This is a genomic window from Ancylobacter sp. (assembly GCF_965279025.1).
Taxonomy (GTDB): domain Bacteria; phylum Pseudomonadota; class Alphaproteobacteria; order Rhizobiales; family Xanthobacteraceae; genus Ancylobacter.
The window spans coordinates 643,800-659,404 of the sequence record NZ_OZ257132.1 but is presented as its reverse complement, the minus strand read 5'-3'; the positions used below and the strand labels follow the sequence as shown (position 1 = coordinate 659,404).

Annotated in this window: 16 protein-coding genes; 4 read left to right on the top strand and 12 right to left on the bottom strand. The window is 68.5% G+C overall.

The features are described from left to right. Positions 1-37: 37 nt before the first annotated feature. Complete coding sequence (gene trxA, locus ACQY76_RS03015; RefSeq protein ID WP_018389357.1) at positions 38-358, top strand: thioredoxin; 321 nt, start codon at positions 38-40, stop codon at positions 356-358. Between the two features lie 145 nt (positions 359-503). Continuing rightward, positions 504-1,010: a DUF1993 domain-containing protein gene (locus ACQY76_RS03010; protein ID WP_428031441.1), complete on the top strand. Its 507-nt coding sequence runs from the start codon at positions 504-506 to the stop codon at positions 1,008-1,010. A 62-nt stretch (positions 1,011-1,072) separates the two neighbouring features. On the opposite strand, the gene ACQY76_RS03005 is transcribed toward ACQY76_RS03010, so the two are convergent. After that, positions 1,073-1,798 carry a hypothetical protein gene (locus tag ACQY76_RS03005; RefSeq protein ID WP_428031440.1) on the bottom strand — a complete coding sequence of 242 codons (726 nt, stop codon included), beginning with the start codon at positions 1,796-1,798 and terminating at the stop codon, positions 1,073-1,075. Positions 1,799-1,935: 137 nt separating this feature from the next. Then, positions 1,936-2,211 (bottom strand): hypothetical protein, encoded by a 276-nt coding sequence (locus ACQY76_RS03000; protein ID WP_428031439.1) that lies wholly within the window; start codon positions 2,209-2,211, stop codon positions 1,936-1,938. Positions 2,212-2,492: 281 nt separating this feature from the next. Here ACQY76_RS03000 and ACQY76_RS02995 point away from each other — a divergent pair, with 281 nt between their 5' ends. Both ACQY76_RS02995 and ACQY76_RS02990 read left to right on the top strand, forming a co-directional pair. Further along, complete coding sequence (locus tag ACQY76_RS02995; RefSeq protein ID WP_428031438.1) at positions 2,493-3,212, top strand: response regulator; 720 nt, start codon at positions 2,493-2,495, stop codon at positions 3,210-3,212. After that, positions 3,209-4,747 (top strand): sensor histidine kinase, encoded by a 1,539-nt coding sequence (locus ACQY76_RS02990; protein ID WP_428031437.1) that lies wholly within the window; start codon positions 3,209-3,211, stop codon positions 4,745-4,747. Before ACQY76_RS02995 ends, ACQY76_RS02990 begins: the two co-directional genes overlap by 4 nt. A gap of 39 nt (positions 4,748-4,786) precedes the next feature. On the opposite strand, the gene soxA is transcribed toward ACQY76_RS02990, so the two are convergent. The 10 genes from soxA to ACQY76_RS02940 form a co-directional block, all read right to left on the bottom strand. Continuing rightward, positions 4,787-5,578, bottom strand: a complete 792-nt coding sequence (soxA, locus tag ACQY76_RS02985; RefSeq protein WP_428031436.1) for a sulfur oxidation c-type cytochrome SoxA — start codon at positions 5,576-5,578, stop codon at positions 4,787-4,789. Then, the gene (gene soxZ, locus ACQY76_RS02980; protein WP_428031435.1) at positions 5,578-5,898 is read right to left on the bottom strand and encodes a thiosulfate oxidation carrier complex protein SoxZ; all 321 of its coding nucleotides are present in this window, start codon (positions 5,896-5,898) and stop codon (positions 5,578-5,580) included. Before soxZ ends, soxA begins: the two co-directional genes overlap by 1 nt. Continuing rightward, positions 5,895-6,287 (bottom strand): SoxY-related AACIE arm protein, encoded by a 393-nt coding sequence (locus ACQY76_RS02975; protein ID WP_428032916.1) that lies wholly within the window; start codon positions 6,285-6,287, stop codon positions 5,895-5,897. Before ACQY76_RS02975 ends, soxZ begins: the two co-directional genes overlap by 4 nt. Positions 6,288-6,429: 142 nt before the next feature. After that, complete coding sequence (gene soxX / locus ACQY76_RS02970; protein WP_428031434.1) at positions 6,430-6,906, bottom strand: sulfur oxidation c-type cytochrome SoxX; 477 nt, start codon at positions 6,904-6,906, stop codon at positions 6,430-6,432. Further along, positions 6,903-8,150: an FCSD flavin-binding domain-containing protein gene (locus ACQY76_RS02965; protein WP_428031433.1), complete on the bottom strand. Its 1,248-nt coding sequence runs from the start codon at positions 8,148-8,150 to the stop codon at positions 6,903-6,905. Before ACQY76_RS02965 ends, soxX begins: the two co-directional genes overlap by 4 nt. A gap of 4 nt (positions 8,151-8,154) precedes the next feature. Further along, positions 8,155-8,460 (bottom strand): c-type cytochrome, encoded by a 306-nt coding sequence (locus tag ACQY76_RS02960; RefSeq protein ID WP_428031432.1) that lies wholly within the window; start codon positions 8,458-8,460, stop codon positions 8,155-8,157. After that, a complete protein-coding gene (locus tag ACQY76_RS02955; RefSeq protein ID WP_428031431.1) occupies positions 8,460-10,652 on the bottom strand; it encodes a molybdopterin cofactor-binding domain-containing protein in 2,193 nt (730 codons plus the stop codon). Before ACQY76_RS02955 ends, ACQY76_RS02960 begins: the two co-directional genes overlap by 1 nt. 11 nt (positions 10,653-10,663) lie before the next feature. Further along, positions 10,664-11,122 (bottom strand): (2Fe-2S)-binding protein, encoded by a 459-nt coding sequence (locus ACQY76_RS02950; protein ID WP_428031430.1) that lies wholly within the window; start codon positions 11,120-11,122, stop codon positions 10,664-10,666. A 202-nt stretch (positions 11,123-11,324) separates the two neighbouring features. Next, the gene (locus ACQY76_RS02945) at positions 11,325-14,441 is read right to left on the bottom strand and encodes an efflux RND transporter permease subunit (protein WP_428031429.1); all 3,117 of its coding nucleotides are present in this window, start codon (positions 14,439-14,441) and stop codon (positions 11,325-11,327) included. Beyond that, positions 14,438-15,553, bottom strand: coding sequence for an efflux RND transporter periplasmic adaptor subunit (locus tag ACQY76_RS02940; RefSeq protein ID WP_428031428.1), 1,116 nt, complete (start codon positions 15,551-15,553; stop codon positions 14,438-14,440). The genes ACQY76_RS02945 and ACQY76_RS02940 overlap by 4 nt, the downstream gene beginning before the upstream one ends. Positions 15,554-15,605 lie beyond the last annotated feature (52 nt).

Below are 15,605 nucleotides of genomic sequence, written 5' to 3'. Positions count from 1 at the left end.
TTCTCCTGATATTTCACGATTCTAGAAAGGTGTCCAAATGGGCGTCGAAAAAGTGTCGGACCAGAGCTTCGAGTCCGACGTGCTCAACTCCTCCGCTCCCGTGATCGTCGATTTCTGGGCCGAATGGTGCGGGCCCTGCCGCATGGTCGCCCCGGTTCTCGACGAGATGGCCGGCGAACTCGGCGACAAGGTGAAGATCGTCAAGCTGAACGTCGACGAGAATCCGGCGACGGCTTCCAAGTACGGCATCATGTCGATCCCGACCCTGCTGCTGTTCAAGGACGGCCAGCTGGCCTCGCGCCAGGTCGGCGCGGCGCCGAAGGCGAAGATGCTGCAGTGGGTGAACAGCGCGATCTGATCGCTTGGTTTACCTGATCCCGATCAACCCCGGCCGGTCCTCCGCGCCGGGGTTTTTCATTTCCGACCGCCGCGCTTCCCGATGTCACGGGACAGGAATAAAGCGTGTGCGATCTTATCCTGTTCGCTCGATTTGGAGACTTCCCATGTCGCTTTCCATGTATGACGCCTCCGTGCCTGTCTTCCAGCGTGCGCTGGGCAACCTCGACGGCCTGCTGCGCAAGGCCGAAGAGCATGCCGCCGCCTCCGGTATCGATCTGGCGGAACTCGCGGGCGCCCGTCTTGCCCCGGACATGTTCCCGCTGACCGGCCAGATCCAGAGCGCGACCGATTCCGCCAAATTCGCCGCCGCGCGCCTGACCGGCACCACCGGCCCGAGCTTTCCCGACACCGAGACGACCTTCGAGGAACTGCACCAGCGCATTGCCGCGACACTGGATTATCTCGCCAGCGTCGACCCGGCCGGCTTCCAGGGCAGCGAGACGCGCGAGATCGTGCAGAAGTCGCGGCGCGGCGAGCGGCATTTCGTCGGATCGAGCTATCTGCTGACCTTCGCCCTGCCGAACTTCTTCTTCCACGTCACCACCGCCTACGACATCCTGCGCCACAAGGGCGTGCCGGTCGGCAAGTCGGATTATCTCGGGGCTTTCTGACGGCCGTCGTTCCCCATGCCCGAGAGGCGCCCCGAAGCGCCTTTCGGGGTTTGGAGGTCGGCTTACTCGGCAGTGCCGGACGGAAGGGCCGGCGGCGGGAAGGCGAGAATCGCCCGCGTATAGCTTTCCACCAGGGCGCTGAACGGCGTGCCATCCGGCAGGGTCAATACCGCCCGGTGCTCCAGCAGGAAGGGCGGCAGGTCGAGCGCGCCGGGGCCGGCGGGCGGCAGCGGGGCGCCGGTGGCCCAGCCTTCCGGCAAGGGCTGCCATAGCAGCCGCGAGGCGAGGGTGGTGCGGCGGAAGTCCAGCGGCTTCACCACGCGCCCAAAGGAGGTGTCGGTGGTCTCCAGCGTCGCGTTCATCGCCGGCGTCAGCCGTGCCGGCAGGTACCAGTTGTCGGCCTCCGACAGCACCTTGTCGCCGCAGCGCAGCCGCACCCGGCGATAGTTCACCGGCTCATCCGCGCCGACCTTGAGCATTGCGCGGATCTCCGGCGTGGCGGGCTTGTCTTGCCCGCGCACGCGGTCGGCGACGATGGTCGGCGTCTCGGCAAGGTGATGCGCCGCGCACCAGCGGTCGAGCGTGAGCGTCGCGCTGGCATTGGCCAGCAGGTCGGCATTGAGGGTCTGCACCAGGGCCAGCGCGGCGAGGCGGCTGACGGCATTGTCCGGCCAGGGCTGAATATCGCCGGCGCGTGCCGGCAGGCCGCCAAGGGCGAGGCTGGCGACCAGGCCGGCGGCGAGCAGGGTGAGGGCGCGCGCCCTCTTAACGTGCAGCCATGCTGCCATTGCCCGACATGCCATCGCGCCCTCCCTCGGGGAACGGCCCCGTCTCGGCGCGGCAGGAATGGCCGAAACAGGCGGGCTTGTCGAGAAAAGGCGCGGACCTTGCGGCCCGCGCCATTCTGCGTGCGAATGCGCTGGGATCAGCGGGTGGAGCGCGCATTCTGCTCGATGGAGCGCTGGATGTAGGGCTCCACATTCTGCGTCGCGGGTTCCTGGACATAGGTGTTGCGACCCTCGATCAGCGGCGCTGCGGGGCGGCCATTGGCGTTCGCCTCGCTGGCGCTGCGGACGGCGGCGTCATAGCCGGCCTTTTCCGCCGGATCCCGCCCGTCCGCCAGCGCGGTGTTGACGAGGCCGGCAGCGGAAAGCGAAAGGATAGCGGCAGTGAAGGTCATCTTCCAGTTGATGGCGGTCATAATGGTCTCTCCTGTTTGATCTTCCCGATTTCGACCCTCAAGGTTCCGCGGGAAAGTGGTTATCTGCGATGTCGAATTTGACTTTACTTGGTGTTCCGACGCGGCGTTGCGTTGCCGTCGTCCGATGAAGCCAACATAGGGGGGAGATGTCGCAGATTTTCTTCAAACCAGAGGGTTGTTTGTCTCGGGCTGTCGCAGTTCCTGCGCCCTATACGGTTTGTTACACTTTTTCCCAGCGCGAAATGCGAGATGGCGGTATGTAAAAGGCGTGGAGCTTACCTATGGACGCCGTACCGCACATCGCCATCGTTGATGACCATCGCGACATACGCGACCTCGTCGGCAAATATCTGCACCGGCACGGCTACCGCACGTCGCTGGCGGAGAATGCCGCCTCGTTCCGCCGGCTGATGGAGCGCAACGCGTTCGATCTCGTGGTGCTCGACGTGATGATGCCGGGGGAGGACGGGCTCTCGCTCTGCCGTTTCCTGCGCGAATCCACCAGCCTGCCGGTCATCATGCTCACCGCGATGGCGGAGGAGACCGACCGCATCGTCGGGCTGGAGCTCGGCGCGGACGACTACCTGTCCAAGCCCTTCAATCCCCGCGAGTTGCTGGCGCGCATCAAGGCGGTGCTCCGGCGCGTGCAGAGCCTGCCGCCGCAGCGCGGGCAGCTCAAGGCCAAGGAGCTGCGCTTCGACCGTTGGGCGCTGAATGTCGGGCGGCGCGAGTTGATCGACCAAGATGGGCTCACCGTGCCGCTGAGCACCGCCGAGTTCCGGCTGCTGAGCGTGTTCCTCGACCATGCCGGGCTGGTGTTGAGCCGCGACCAGTTGCTCGACCTGACGGTGGGGCGCAGCGCCGAGCCTTTCGACCGGGCGATCGACAACCAGGTCAGCCGGCTGCGCAAGAAGATCGAGACCGACCCGAAATCGCCGGCGCTGATCAAGACGCATTGGGGCGGCGGCTACAGCTTCTCGGCCGAGGTGGAAGGCCAATGATCGGGATGTGGAACCGCAGCCTGACCGCCCGCTTCGTCGCCGTGATGCTGCTGGCGCTCGCGGTGTCGCAGGGCATCAGCTTCCTGCTGTTCACCGACGAGATGGGCGGCGTGCTGCTGCGGGCGGCCAAGGCGGAATTCCTCAGCCGAAGCGCCTCGGTGGCGCAGGTGATCGAGACCACGCCGCCGGCGGTCCAGCATGACATATTGCGGGCGAGCGGAACCGGTTATACGCGCTTCTGGGTGTCGCCAACCTTCCCCGGGGATCTCGAGAGCTGGCGGCAGGAGGCCAAGAGGAAGCTGGCGGAACCCTTGCCGACGCTGGCAAATCTTGCCGGCACCGAGCCGTTGCCAAGGGCCGAGGCCTCGCCCCCCGCGCTCCTGCCGCAGCCTGCGGGCCTGGCCGTCGCCTCGCCTGTCACGGCCAGTGGCGCACCCTATTCGACCTGGCTCGACCTGCCGGCCCATGCCTGGCCGCTCTCCCGGGCGGCCAAGTTCGTCTATTGGGGCGATGGCGGCGCCATGGGCCTTGCCGTGCAGTTGAAGGACGGGTCCTGGCTCAACAGTGCGTTCTCCAAGAAGATGGCGAACAGCATGTGGACCGCCCGCTCGCTGATCTCGCTGGCGGTGACGGCCATCGTGCTTTCCCTGTGCGCGGCCTTCATCGCCCGCACCATGACCAAGCCGATGCGGCGCCTCGCGGCGGCGGCGGAAGCGCTGGGGCGTGGCGAGAGCGTCGCGCCGCTGTCGGAAAGGGGGCCGGACGATTTGCGCCATACGGCGGTGGCGTTCAACCTCATGCAGTCGCGGCTGCAGCGCTTCGTGGAGGATCGCACCCGCATGCTCGCGGCGATCGGGCACGATCTGCGCACGCCGATCACCTCGCTGCGGCTGCGGGCGGAGTTCGTCGCCGACGACGAGACGCGCGAGAAGATGCTCGACACGCTCGACGAGCTGCGCGCCATGACCGAGGCGACGCTGGCCTTCTCGCGCGAGCAGGCGACCGAGGAGGTGACACGCAATGTCGACCTCACCGCACTGGTCGGCAGCCTGTGCGACGACCTGGTCGAGCTCGGGCACGAGATAGTCTGCGCCGAGGGGCCGAAGATCAGCTATCGCTGCCGGCCCGACGCGCTGAAGCGGGCGGTACGCAACCTCGTGGAGAACGCGGTGCGCTATGGCGAGCGGGCCCGCGTCTGCCTGCGCACGACACCGCAGGCGATCGAGATCGTGATCGAGGACGATGGGCCGGGCATCGCTCCCGACTTCATCGAGAGGGCATTCGAGCCGTTCTTCCGCATGGAGCATTCGCGCAATCGCGAAACCGGCGGGATCGGCCTCGGCCTGTCGATCTCGCGCAACATGGTGCGCCATCATGGCGGCGATATCATCCTTGCCAATACCGGGCAGGGGCTGCGCGCCACCATCAGCCTGCCTTATGCCGAGATGCCCGCCGCCGATGTCAGCGGAACGGGACGTCGCGCGCGGCGCAGCAGCCTGTCGATCGGGGCGGGGCGGCGCGCGCCGGCGGAATGAGCCGTCGCGGCGGGTGCTTCGCTCCGGCGGGCCTGTCGGTTATGGGCGAATTCCGGGCGTTTCCATCGCCATGCCGGCGGCGCGCTGCATGAGGTAGAGCTCCAGCGCGAGGAATTCCTCGGAGCCTGCGGCGAAGGGTTCGGCGCGCACGCCGACCATGCAGTTGCGCATGCGGCGCTGCAGCGAGCCGATGCCCTGCCATTCCAGCCGGTAGAGGGGGTAGCCGGTGGGGTGCGCCTGGGTGACGGCGCTGCCGGCGAGACGACCGTTCCAATTGTCGTCGTGGCAATTGGCGCAGGACAGGTCGAGCTGGCCCATGCGGGCGGTAAACAACTGCCGGCCCGCCGTGCGGTACGGGTCGAGGCGGGGGTCCTGCGGCGGGGCGATCGGCAGGCCGCGCGACTGGTGGGCGACGAAGGTGGCGAGCGCGACGAGGTCATCGCTCTCGCGCGCAAGAGCGGGGGCGCGCTGACGTTCGGCGCGGCATTGGCTGATGCGGCCGGTGAGGTCGATGGGCGCACCGGTCGCGGTGTCCAAGGCGGGATAGCGGGCCGCGACGCCGCGCATGCTGGCCTCCGCCGCACCATGGCAGCTGGTGCAGGACTGGCCGGATGCGCCCGCCTCCTGCTCCCACAGGCCGGCTCCGCGCAGGACCCACAGCATGCCGGGATTGCTGGTGTCGTCGGCCTGCATGGCCTGCGTCTCCGGCGCCATGAAGTCGCGGCCCGAGCGCCGGTCGCCGGGGGCGATGTCGCCAGCCCGCGCAACGCCGGCCAGCAGCGCCAGGGCGAGAGGGGCAAAGGCGATCACGCTCGCAGCCGGCCGGCGCATCAGCTCACCATGATCTCGGCGCTGGCGGTCTCGGTCTGGCCTTCATCGTCGGTCCATTCGAAGGCCACCGTGCCGCTTGCCGTGGCAATGAGGCTGAACGACACGAAGGGATTGGCGGAAACGGCGGGGAAGAACTCGGCCGCGAACACCTGCGCCCCGTCATAGGTGCATTTGAGGCGGGTGATGATGCGCCGGGGAATCTCGATGCCGTTCGGTCCCATGCGGTAGCCGGTTTCCATCGGGTGGGCGATCATCGCCCTTATGTCGACGATGGCGCCGCGCGCGGCGGTCTTGGGAACGCTGACGAGGGCGTTGGTCATGTCAGGTCCTCGATACAGGCGGCAAGCGTGACGATGACATTCGCCTCGCTCGACCAGTAGCTGCCGTCGCTGAGTTCAGCGACGGCGAGGAGGGTCTGCGAGGTGGCCAGCCGGATGCGGGTGGCGATGCGCGCCCGGCCGTTGCGCGGCCCGAGCTGGAACACCGCGATGTCGGCCTGCGGGTTCTTCTCGTTGAACAGGCCGATACGGCGCACATGAGCGGCTTGCGTCATCGGGCTGTCGACCTCGACGGTGACGCCGACCGCATTGCCGTTCTCCACCAGCGGGGGAACGGTGAGCTTCACCCGGCCGGCCTGGACGGGTGCCCCCGCTGTAAAGCCGGCGACCGCTTCCTGGAGCGAAGGGCGCGCCAGCGCTCGCAGGGGCATGGCGAGCACGATGACGCCGACGCCGCCGGCAAGCACGGCACGACGGCCGAGCGAGGGGCCACCGGCAGGCTCCCGTCGGCTGGTTTCCCGGATGGTGGGCGCTTGGGTTGTGGGCGCTTGGGTCGTGGGCGCTTTCATGGGCTCACTCCTTCAAGGTCACGAGATAGGCCACCAGATGCTCGATCTCGGCGGCACCGAGCACCGGCTTGCCCTGCCAGGCTTGCGCGGTTCGCACGCCCGGCCGGAGCGCGTGATAGGCGGGCATGATGCTCGCCGGGTTGAGCCGCTTCATGTCGACGATGCGCAGCCGGATCTGCCCCTCGCTGAGGCGGGAGCCGATGCCGGCCAGCCCCGGCGCCAGCGTGCCCTGAAGCTGCGCCGCGCCCTCGGGCACGGCGTGGCACAGGATGCACAGGCTCCGGTGCCGCTCGCCGATCAGCTGCTGCCCGACAGCGGCGTCGCCGCGCCGCCCGTCGAGGGGCTCAAGGATCGCGTCACCATCGATGACGTAGGGCGCTGGCTCGGCCCCGGCCAGAGTGCCGGCGCGCGCGGCCGCCATCGGCATCGAGATGAAGGCGACGGCGACGCCCGCCCAGACGAACGCCTGGGCCCGCCTCACCCGAAGGCCTCTTCGGTAATGGTCCCGAACCATGCTTCCCCGAGGGCGGCTTCTTCCGCACGCACGACCGGCGGCGCGTCGAGCGGCGAGGTGCCGCCGGCGCCCTCGACTTCGGCGAGGAGGCCGTTCTGCGGGCTGTAAACGCCGGCGATCGAGATGCCGTAATCGGGCGCCAGCAGGCTGTAGCAGGTGTTGATCAGCTTGGGTGCGTCAGGCACGCCTCCGCGCAGCAGGGCGATGACCGCGCTGGCGCAGGCCTTGGCCTGGGCATTGGCGGTGAAGGCGGATTTCGGCATGGCCCCGCCAATCGCCGCGTCGCCGATGACGTGGACACCCGGCACGAGGCGGGATTCGAAAGTAGCGGGGTCGATCGGGCACCAGCCCGTGCGGTCGGCGACGCCGGCGATATCAGCGATCGCACCCGCGCGCTGGGGCGGAATGACGTTTGCCACCGCCGCGCGGTGCTCGCCGAACTCGGTGCGCAGCGTACGTGTCGCGGCGTCGACCTCGGTGACGGTGCCGCCGAAGGAAAGCCCGACCCACTCGATCATGCCGGGATACAGCGCGGCCCAGCCGGCCTCGAACAGGCGCTGCTTGGAGAAGGCGTCCTTGGCGTCGAGGATGAGAAGCTTCGAGCGCGGTTTTTGCGCCTTGAGGTAATGCGCAATCAGGCTCGCCCGCTCATAGGGGCCGGGCGGGCAGCGGAACGGATTGGCCGGCACGGAGAGGACCACGAGCCCGCCATCCCCCATCGCCTCCAATTGCCGGCGCAGCAGCAGGGTCTGCTCGCCTGCCTTCCAGGCGTGGGGCATTTGTTCGGCGGCGGCGGCGTCATAGCCGGGGAGGGCGTCAAAGCGCATGTCGACGCCCGGCGCGACGACAAGCCGGTCGTAGCCGAGCGCCACATCGTCGGCGAGCACCACGCGCCGCTGTTCCGCCTCGACCCGCACCGCCCGCTGCGGGACATGAGTGATGCCCTCTGCCTCGATCCCGGCATAGCCGAAATGCTGGGCGCTCATCCCGCGCAGCCCGGCGATGACCGAATTGCTCAGCGGGCAGGCGGTGTAGCGCGCACTTGGCTCAATGAGCGCGACGGCGAGCTGCGGGTCTTGCCGCTTGACGGCGCGGGCAAAGCTGGCGCCGGCGAAGCCGCCGCCGATCACCACCACCCTCGGCGCCGCCTGCGCAAGGACCGCCGGGCCGGCAAGCGCGGCGCCTGCGCCGGCCGCCAGCCCGGCCAGCACGTTCCTACGGCTGAGCGGGAGCGTTGCCCCCGGCGGCAAAATACTCGGCGATGGCCCGCGTTTCCTCATCGGTGAAACCCTTGGCAATGCGCGTCATCACGGTGGAGCGCCGCTCGCCCGAGCGGAACGCCGCCATCTGCTCCACGATCTGGTCGGCGGGCTGGCCGTTCAGGCTCGGGACCGGCCCTTTGCCGGCCGTGCGCGGATGGCAGCCCGAGCAGGAGGTGGCGCCGCGCGGCGGTGCGGCATCGACCGGCGCGGCGGAAAGGAAGACCCACAGCGCCGGCAGAACGAGGTGACACAACCGCATCAGGCAAGCTCGTGGTTCTTCAGCGGCATGGTGCGGTAGCGCTTGCCGGTGGCGGCGAACAGCGCGTTGAGAACGGCGGGCGCGGCGACCGCGATGGTCGGCTCGCCCACCCCGCCCCAGAAGCCGCCCGAGGGCAGGATGATGGTCTCCACCGCAGGCATCTGCGCCATGCGCAGCACCTCATAGGTGTCGAAATTCTCCTGCTCCATCCGCCCGCCCGCGACCGTGCATTCGCCATAGAGGCAGGCGGAAAGACCATAGACGAAGGAGCCCTCGACCTGCCGCTCGACCTGCGCCGGATTGACCACGTGGCCGGGATCGGTGGCGGCGACGATGCGGTGGATACTGAGCTCGCCATCCTCCACCGACACTTCGGCGGCGGCGGCGACATAGGAGCCGAAGCCCATGATCTGGCCGAGCCCCCGGAAGCGGCCCGGTGCCGGCGGGGTGTCCCAGCCGATGCCGTTGGCCGCCGCTTCCAGTACGGCAAGGTGCTTGGGGTGGTTCGCCATCAGCTTGCGGCGGAAGGCCAGCGGCTCGGCGCCGGCGGCATGGGCCAGTTCGTCGATGAAGCATTCGACATAGATGGCGTTCTGGTTGAGGTTCACCCCGCGCCAGAAGCCCGGCGGCACCGGCGGGTTGCGCATGGCGTGATCGATCAGCAGGTTCGGCACGGTGTAGGCGAGGTGGCCCTCCGGCAGGCTGGCGGTCAGCCCCTGGAACACCACCGGGTCCATGCCGCCCTGCATGCCTTCCGGCCGCACATGGGCGAGGATCGACTGGCCGGAAATGCGCAGGTGCAGCGCGGTCAGATTGCCTTCCTCGTCCAGCGCGCCGGTGAGCTTGGCCTGGGTGGTGGGGTGATAGGCGCCGTGCAGCATGTCCTCTTCGCGCGACCACAGCAGCTTGATCGGAATGCCCGGCATCTGCTTGGCGATGTGGACCGACTGGCGGACATAATCCTGGAAATTGCCGCGACGGCCGAAGCCGCCGCCGAGATGGAGCTTGTAGACCTCGCACTGGCCCACCGGCAGGCCGGCCGCCTCGGCGACGGCGGCGAGGCTGGATTCGCCGTTCTGCGTCGGCACCCACACCTCGCATTTGTCCGCCGTGTAGAGCGCGGTTGAATTCATCGGCTCCATGGTGGCGTGGTTCTGGTAGGGGAAGGCGTAGGTCGCACTAATGACCTTGCCGCCGGCCGCCTGCACGCGGGCGAGCTCGGCCTTGGCGTCGCCCTGGCTGTTGCCGATGAAGGCGTCCTGGGCCTCCAGCCCTTCCGCCAGCATGGCGCGAATGTCAGCGCTGGTGAGGTTCTTGTTGGGGCCCTCGTCCCAGGTGATCGGCAGCGCGTCGAGCGCCGTCTTGGCGCGCCACCAGGTGTCGGCGACGACGGCGACGGAGCGATCGTCGACCTTCACCACCTTCTTCACGCCGGGCATCTTTTCAACCGCGGCCGCCTCGAAGCTCACCAGCGTGCCGCCGAAGACGGGGCAGGCCTTGATGGCCGCGTTGAGCATGCCGGGCAGCTTGAGATCGGCGCCGTAGACCTGTTTGCCGGTGAGCTTCTCCACCGTATCGAGGCGCGGCAGCGGCTTGCCGGCGATCTTCCAGTCCTTGGGGTCCTTCAGCGGCACCTCGGCGGGCGGCGTCTGGCGACCGGCGGCTTCCGCCACCTCGCCGTAACGCAAAGTGCGCCCGCTGGGGGTGTGGGTGATGACGCTGCTGGCCGCCGCACATTCGCTCGCCGGCACGCCCCATTGCGCGGCAGCGGCCGCGACGAGCATGTGGCGCGCGGCGGCGCCGCCCTTGCGGACATACTCATGGGAATCGCGGATACCGCGGCTGCCGCCGGTGGAGTAGCTGCCCCAGACACGGTTGCGCTTCAGGTTTTCGCCCGGCGCGGGATATTCGGTGGTGACCTTCGACCAGTCGCCTTCCAGTTCCTCGACGACGAGCTGGGCGAGGCCGGTAAGTGTGCCCTGGCCCATTTCCGAGCGGGCGATGCGGACGACGATGGTGTCGTCCGGCTTCACCACCACCCAGGCATTGATCTCCGGCGGCAGGGTGGAGGCGGGCTCCTGCGCCAGCGCGGCGGCGGGGAACGGCACATGGAAGCCGAGCGAGAAGCCCCCGAGCGTGGCGGCGGAGCCGACGATGAAGTTTCGGCGCGAGACCGACTGGTTGATGCTCATGGCGCGCTCCCTCAGCCGGCTTTGCCGTCGGCCGCCATGTGGATGGCGGCGCGGACGCGGTTATAGGTGCCGCAACGGCAGATATTGGTGATCTCGGCGTTGATGTCGTCGTCGCTCGGCGTCGGGTTGGTCTCCAGCAGGCTGGCGACGGCCATGATCATCCCGGCCTGGCAGTAGCCGCACTGGGGAACCTCGAGCGCCAGCCAGGCCTTCTGCACCGGGTGCGAGCCGTCCGGCGACAGCCCCTCGATGGTGACGATCTTCTGCCCGGCCTCGATGGCCGAGAGCGGCATCACGCAGGAGCGCGTCGCCACGCCGTCAATATGGACCGTGCAGGCGCCGCACTGGGCGATGCCGCAGCCGAACTTGGTGCCGGTAAGGCCGACCTGCTCGCGCAGCACCCACAGAAGCGGCGTGTCGGGCTCGGCCTCGATGTCGTGCGTCTGCCCGTTGACGGTGAGCTGGACCATGATGGACTCCCGGCTGGAGAAACGGTGCATGCCGCACGAGCCGGGAGGGACGGAGGCTTCCGGCGAGGGCGGCGGCGGGCGTTTGTCGACCGGGAAACGCTAGGCGGCCGGTGTCGCAGAAGCGTGCCGGGCGCCCTCCTCATTGTCGCGAGGTGTCGCTGGGGAAGCCCTTGATAAGAATTGATACAAAGAAGGACTGCGATCATTCGCCGGCGGCGACGGCACGGCCATCGACGGCGGGCGGGGCGCCCGGGGCCGCCGCGGGCGACGCGATGGGCTGCACGCGGAACCAGATGGCGTACAAGGCGGGCAGGAAGATGAGAATCAGCACCGTGCCCACCGCCGTGCCGCCGATCAGCGTATAGGCGAGCGAACCCCAGAAGACGGAATGGGTCAGCGGGATGAAGGCCAGCACCGCCGCGAGCGCGGTGAGGATGACCGGCCGGGCGCGCTGCACCGTCGCCTCTACCACCGCCTGATAGGGATCGAGCCCTTCTTCCTGGTTGGTGTGGATCTGGCCGATAAGGATCAGCGTGTTGCGCATGAGAATCCCGGCAAGACCGATCAGCCCGAGAATGGCGTTGAAGCCGAAGGGCTGGTTGAAGACCAGCAGCGTCGGCACCGCGCCGACGAGGCCCAGCGGGGCGGTGAGCATGACCATGGCGGTGGCGGAAAAGGAGCGCACCTGCAGCATGATCACCGCCAGCATCAAGGTGAGCATCAGCGGGAAGACGGCGGCGAGCGCGACATTGGCCTTGCCGGCCTCTTCGATCGAGCCGGCCATCTCCAGGCTGTAGCCTTCCGGCAGGCGGCCAATCAGCGGCTGGAAGGCGGCGATCAGTTCCTTCGAGACTTCCGGCGGCTGAAGGCCTTCCGCGATATCCGAGCGCAGAGTGATGGTCGGCACGCGGTCGCGGCGCTTGAGGATCGGCTCCTCCATGCGGACCTCGGCATGGCCGATCTGGTCGAGCGGGATGAGCTTGCCGTCGCGCGAGGTGAGGGTGAAGTCGGACAGCCGCGCCGGGTCCAGCCGCTCCTCGCCGGCGCTGCGCGCCACCACGTCCACGGTGCGGATGTCCTCGCGCACCTGCGTCACCGTCACGCCGGTGAGCAGGAATTGCAGCTGCTGCGCCGCCTCGGCCGGCGACAGGCCGATGAGCCGCAGCCGGTCCTGGTCGAGCACGAAGCGCAGGGTCGGCGTGCGCCGGCCCCAATCCTGGTTGGCCTGCCGCGTGTGCGGGTTGGCGCGCATGAGGGCAAGCGCCTCGTCGGCAATGCCGCGCAGCACGGTGGCATCCGGCCCGCGCAGGCGGAATTCGACCGGGAAGGGCGTATAGGGCCCGAAGACGAGCTGCGTCACCCTGAGATAGGCGGCCGGAGCCAGCCCGTCGGACACCGCCTGCCGCAGCCGCAGCTTGAGCGCCTCGCGCGCCTCGGCATTCGGGGTGAGGATGACGATCTTGGCGAAGGCGGGATCGGGAAGCTCCGGCGACATGGCAAGAAAGAAGCGCGGCGCCCCCTGGCCGATATAGGAGGTGACGATCTCGGCTTCTTTCTGTGCGTGCAGCCAGTCCTCGACCTGCTTCACCGCGTTCTGGGTGACGTCGATGCTGGTGCCTTCCGGCATGCGCACCTCGACCAGCACCTCCGGCCGGTCGGAAACCGGGAAGAACTGCTGGCGCACCTTGCCCATGCCGACGACCGACACGGCGAAGAGCAGCACCACCGCTCCGGCGACGAGGAATCGGCGCCGCACGGCCCAGGAGATGATGGCGCGCAGCCGGCGATAGCCCGGCGTATCGTAAATGGCGTGGTGGCCGCCAGGAATCGGCGCGATGTCGGGCAGCAGCTTGACGCCGAGATAGGGCGTGAAGACGACAGCGACGACCCAGGAGACGATGAGCGCGAAGGCGACGATCCAGAAGATGTTGCCGGCATATTCGCCCGCCGTGGAATGGGCGAAGCCCACCGGCATGAGGCCGATGATGGTCACCAGCGTGCCCGACAGCATCGGCCCGGCGGTGTGGCTCCACGCATAGGCCGCCGCCGCGATGCGGTCCATGCCCTCTTCCATCTTCACCACCATCACCTCGATCGCGATGATGGCATCGTCAACCAGCAGGCCGAGCCCGAGGATGAGCGCGCCCAGGGTGATGCGGTCGAAGAAGCGGCCGGTTTCCAGCATGATGACGAAGACCGCCGCCAGAGTGAGCGGCACGGCGGCCGCGACGACGATGCCTACCCGCCAGCCGAGGCTGACGAGGCTCACCAGCAGCACCACGCCCAGCGCCATGAAGAACTTCAGCATGAACTCGTTGACGGATTCGGTTATGTTCACCGCCTGATCGGTCACCTTGGCCAGCGTGATGCCGAGGGGGAGCGCGCCGACAATCTTTCCCGTTTCCGCCTCCAGCGCCTTGCCGAGGTCCAGCCCGTTCCAGCCCGTGCGCATGACGACGCTGAGCGCCAGTGCCGGCTCCCGCTGGTTGCGGATGAGGAAGGACGGCGGGTCCTCATAGCCGCGCTCGACCTCGGCGATATCGGCGAGCTTCAGGGTGCGCCCGCCCGCCGTCACCGGCGTGTCGCGAATCTTCTGCAGGTCGTCATAGGCCCCTTCGAGGCGCACGATCACCTGAGGCCCGTCCGCGTCGATCGAACCGGCCGGCGTTATCGCGTTCTGCCGCGCCAGCGCGGTGAAGACATCCTGTGCCGAGATGCCCAGCGTCGCGAGCCGGGGATAAGAGAATTCAACGAAAATGCGCTCCGGCCGCTCGCCCAGAATGCTCACCTTGTTGACGCCGGGAACATGCAGCAATTGCTGGCGGATCGCTTCCGCCTGCCGCACCAGTAGGCGCGGCGCCAGGCCGGGCGCCCGCAGCGCATAAAGGGCGAAGGTGACGTCGGAATATTCGTCGTTCACGAAAGGGCCGAGGGCACCTGTCGGCAGGTTTCGCGCCTCGTCGCCCATCTTCTTGCGCGCCTGGTAGAACTGCTCGGGAACCTCGGCAGGCGGCGTGTCGTCACGCAAGGTCACTGTGAGGAAGGCGAGGCCGGGGCGGATCAGCGCTTCGACGCGGTCATACCAGCGCAGCTCCTGCAGCCGCTTTTCCAAAGGCTCAGTGACGAGCTCCTGCATCTCCGGCGCCGTGGCGCCGGGCCAGGCGACAGTGACGGTGAGCGTCTTGACGGTGAAGGTGGGGTCCTCGGCCCGGCCGAGATTCAGGAAGGCGAAGGTGCCCGCCAGCGCGATGGCGATGAGGAAGAACAGCGTCACCGCCCGCTCGCGGACTGCCAGCGCCGAAAGGTTGAAACCGGTCATTGCGCTGCAGCCTCGGTCTGTGCCCCGCGCACGCGGTCGCCTTCATGCAGGAGATGGGCACCGAGCGCGACGACGGTTTCGCCGGCGGCAAGGCCAGTGACAATGGCGGTTTCCTTGCCGAGGCGGCGGACGGCAACCGGGCGCTTGTTAACGGTCGACGTGTCGGCACGGAGCCCCCACACGCTGCTGGAGCGCCCGTCGTCGAGGAGCGCACCGAGGGGGATCTCCGTTTCCGCCTCGGCGGCCGGATCGCTGCGGGGCAACCAGACGGTTACCGTCGCGCCGAGGGGCGCCTGCGCCGCGTCACCTTCCAGCACATAGCGCGCCTCATAGGTGCGGGTGGCCGGGTCGGCGGAATCGGCGAGCTGGCGCAGCTGGGCCGGCGACCGCCCTCCGGCCATGCCATAGACCTGCGCCTGCGCGCGGCTGGCGAGGGCGGGGCGGGCGGTTTCCGGCAGATTGACCGCAGCCTCCCGCGCACCGGCATGGGCGAGGCGGACCACCACCTGGCCGGCCGCCACGACCTGTCCCGGATCGCCGAGCGTTTCCATCACCGTGCCGTCGGCATCAGCGCGCAGTACGGCATAGCCGGTCTCGTTGTGGGCAACTTCCGCCTGGGCTCGCGCGGAATCGAGCTGCGCGAGGGCCGTGTCCGCCGCCGCCTTCGCCTGCTCGTAGCGCTGCTTCGGTGTCCAGCCATCGGCGACGAGGCGGCTGTAGCGCACCTCGTCTGCCTGCGCCTGATCCAATTGCGCCTGCGCCGCCGTCACCGCGTTATCACGGGCGTTCCGGGCGAGTTCGAGGTCTTTCGGGTCGATACGCATCAGCGCCTGCCCGGCAGAAACGCGTTCGCCGACATCCACCAGACGTTCGACGATCTTGCCGTTGACGCGGAAGCCGAGGTTGCTCTGCACGCGCGCGGCGACGGTGCCGGTGAACGCCCGCTCGGACGCCGTCGCCGGGCGTGCCTGCGCGGTGCGGACCAGCGGCGGCTCGGTGCGCGGGTCCTCCGGCGCAGCAGTGACGGTTCCGGAGCGCGCGAAGACGGCGACACCGACACCGATGGCCAGCAGCAGCGTTGCGGAAATCATGAAGGTCTTCTTGAAGCGCATGCGTCCGGCTCCCGCTCGGGTAAGGCTGACAGGGCGTGCTGAGGTTGCGGCG

What these genes read in the sequence shown, in the direction of transcription:
- trxA (WP_018389357.1), top strand. Translation starts at nt 38, where the DNA reads ATGGGCGTCGAAAAAGTGTCGGACCAGAGCTTCGAGTCCGACGTGCTC.
- ACQY76_RS03010 (WP_428031441.1), top strand. Translation starts at nt 504, where the DNA reads ATGTCGCTTTCCATGTATGACGCCTCCGTGCCTGTCTTCCAGCGTGCG.
- ACQY76_RS03005 (WP_428031440.1), bottom strand. Translation starts at nt 1,798, where the DNA reads ATGGCAGCATGGCTGCACGTTAAGAGGGCGCGCGCCCTCACCCTGCTC.
- ACQY76_RS03000 (WP_428031439.1), bottom strand. Translation starts at nt 2,211, where the DNA reads ATGACCGCCATCAACTGGAAGATGACCTTCACTGCCGCTATCCTTTCG.
- ACQY76_RS02995 (WP_428031438.1), top strand. Translation starts at nt 2,493, where the DNA reads ATGGACGCCGTACCGCACATCGCCATCGTTGATGACCATCGCGACATA.
- ACQY76_RS02990 (WP_428031437.1), top strand. Translation starts at nt 3,209, where the DNA reads ATGATCGGGATGTGGAACCGCAGCCTGACCGCCCGCTTCGTCGCCGTG.
- soxA (WP_428031436.1), bottom strand. Translation starts at nt 5,578, where the DNA reads ATGCGCCGGCCGGCTGCGAGCGTGATCGCCTTTGCCCCTCTCGCCCTG.
- soxZ (WP_428031435.1), bottom strand. Translation starts at nt 5,898, where the DNA reads ATGACCAACGCCCTCGTCAGCGTTCCCAAGACCGCCGCGCGCGGCGCC.
- ACQY76_RS02975 (WP_428032916.1), bottom strand. Translation starts at nt 6,287, where the DNA reads ATGCCCCTGCGAGCGCTGGCGCGCCCTTCGCTCCAGGAAGCGGTCGCC.
- ACQY76_RS02960 (WP_428031432.1), bottom strand. Translation starts at nt 8,460, where the DNA reads ATGCGGTTGTGTCACCTCGTTCTGCCGGCGCTGTGGGTCTTCCTTTCC.
- ACQY76_RS02955 (WP_428031431.1), bottom strand. Translation starts at nt 10,652, where the DNA reads ATGAGCATCAACCAGTCGGTCTCGCGCCGAAACTTCATCGTCGGCTCC.
- ACQY76_RS02950 (WP_428031430.1), bottom strand. Translation starts at nt 11,122, where the DNA reads ATGGTCCAGCTCACCGTCAACGGGCAGACGCACGACATCGAGGCCGAG.
- ACQY76_RS02945 (WP_428031429.1), bottom strand. Translation starts at nt 14,441, where the DNA reads ATGACCGGTTTCAACCTTTCGGCGCTGGCAGTCCGCGAGCGGGCGGTG.
- ACQY76_RS02940 (WP_428031428.1), bottom strand. Translation starts at nt 15,553, where the DNA reads ATGCGCTTCAAGAAGACCTTCATGATTTCCGCAACGCTGCTGCTGGCC.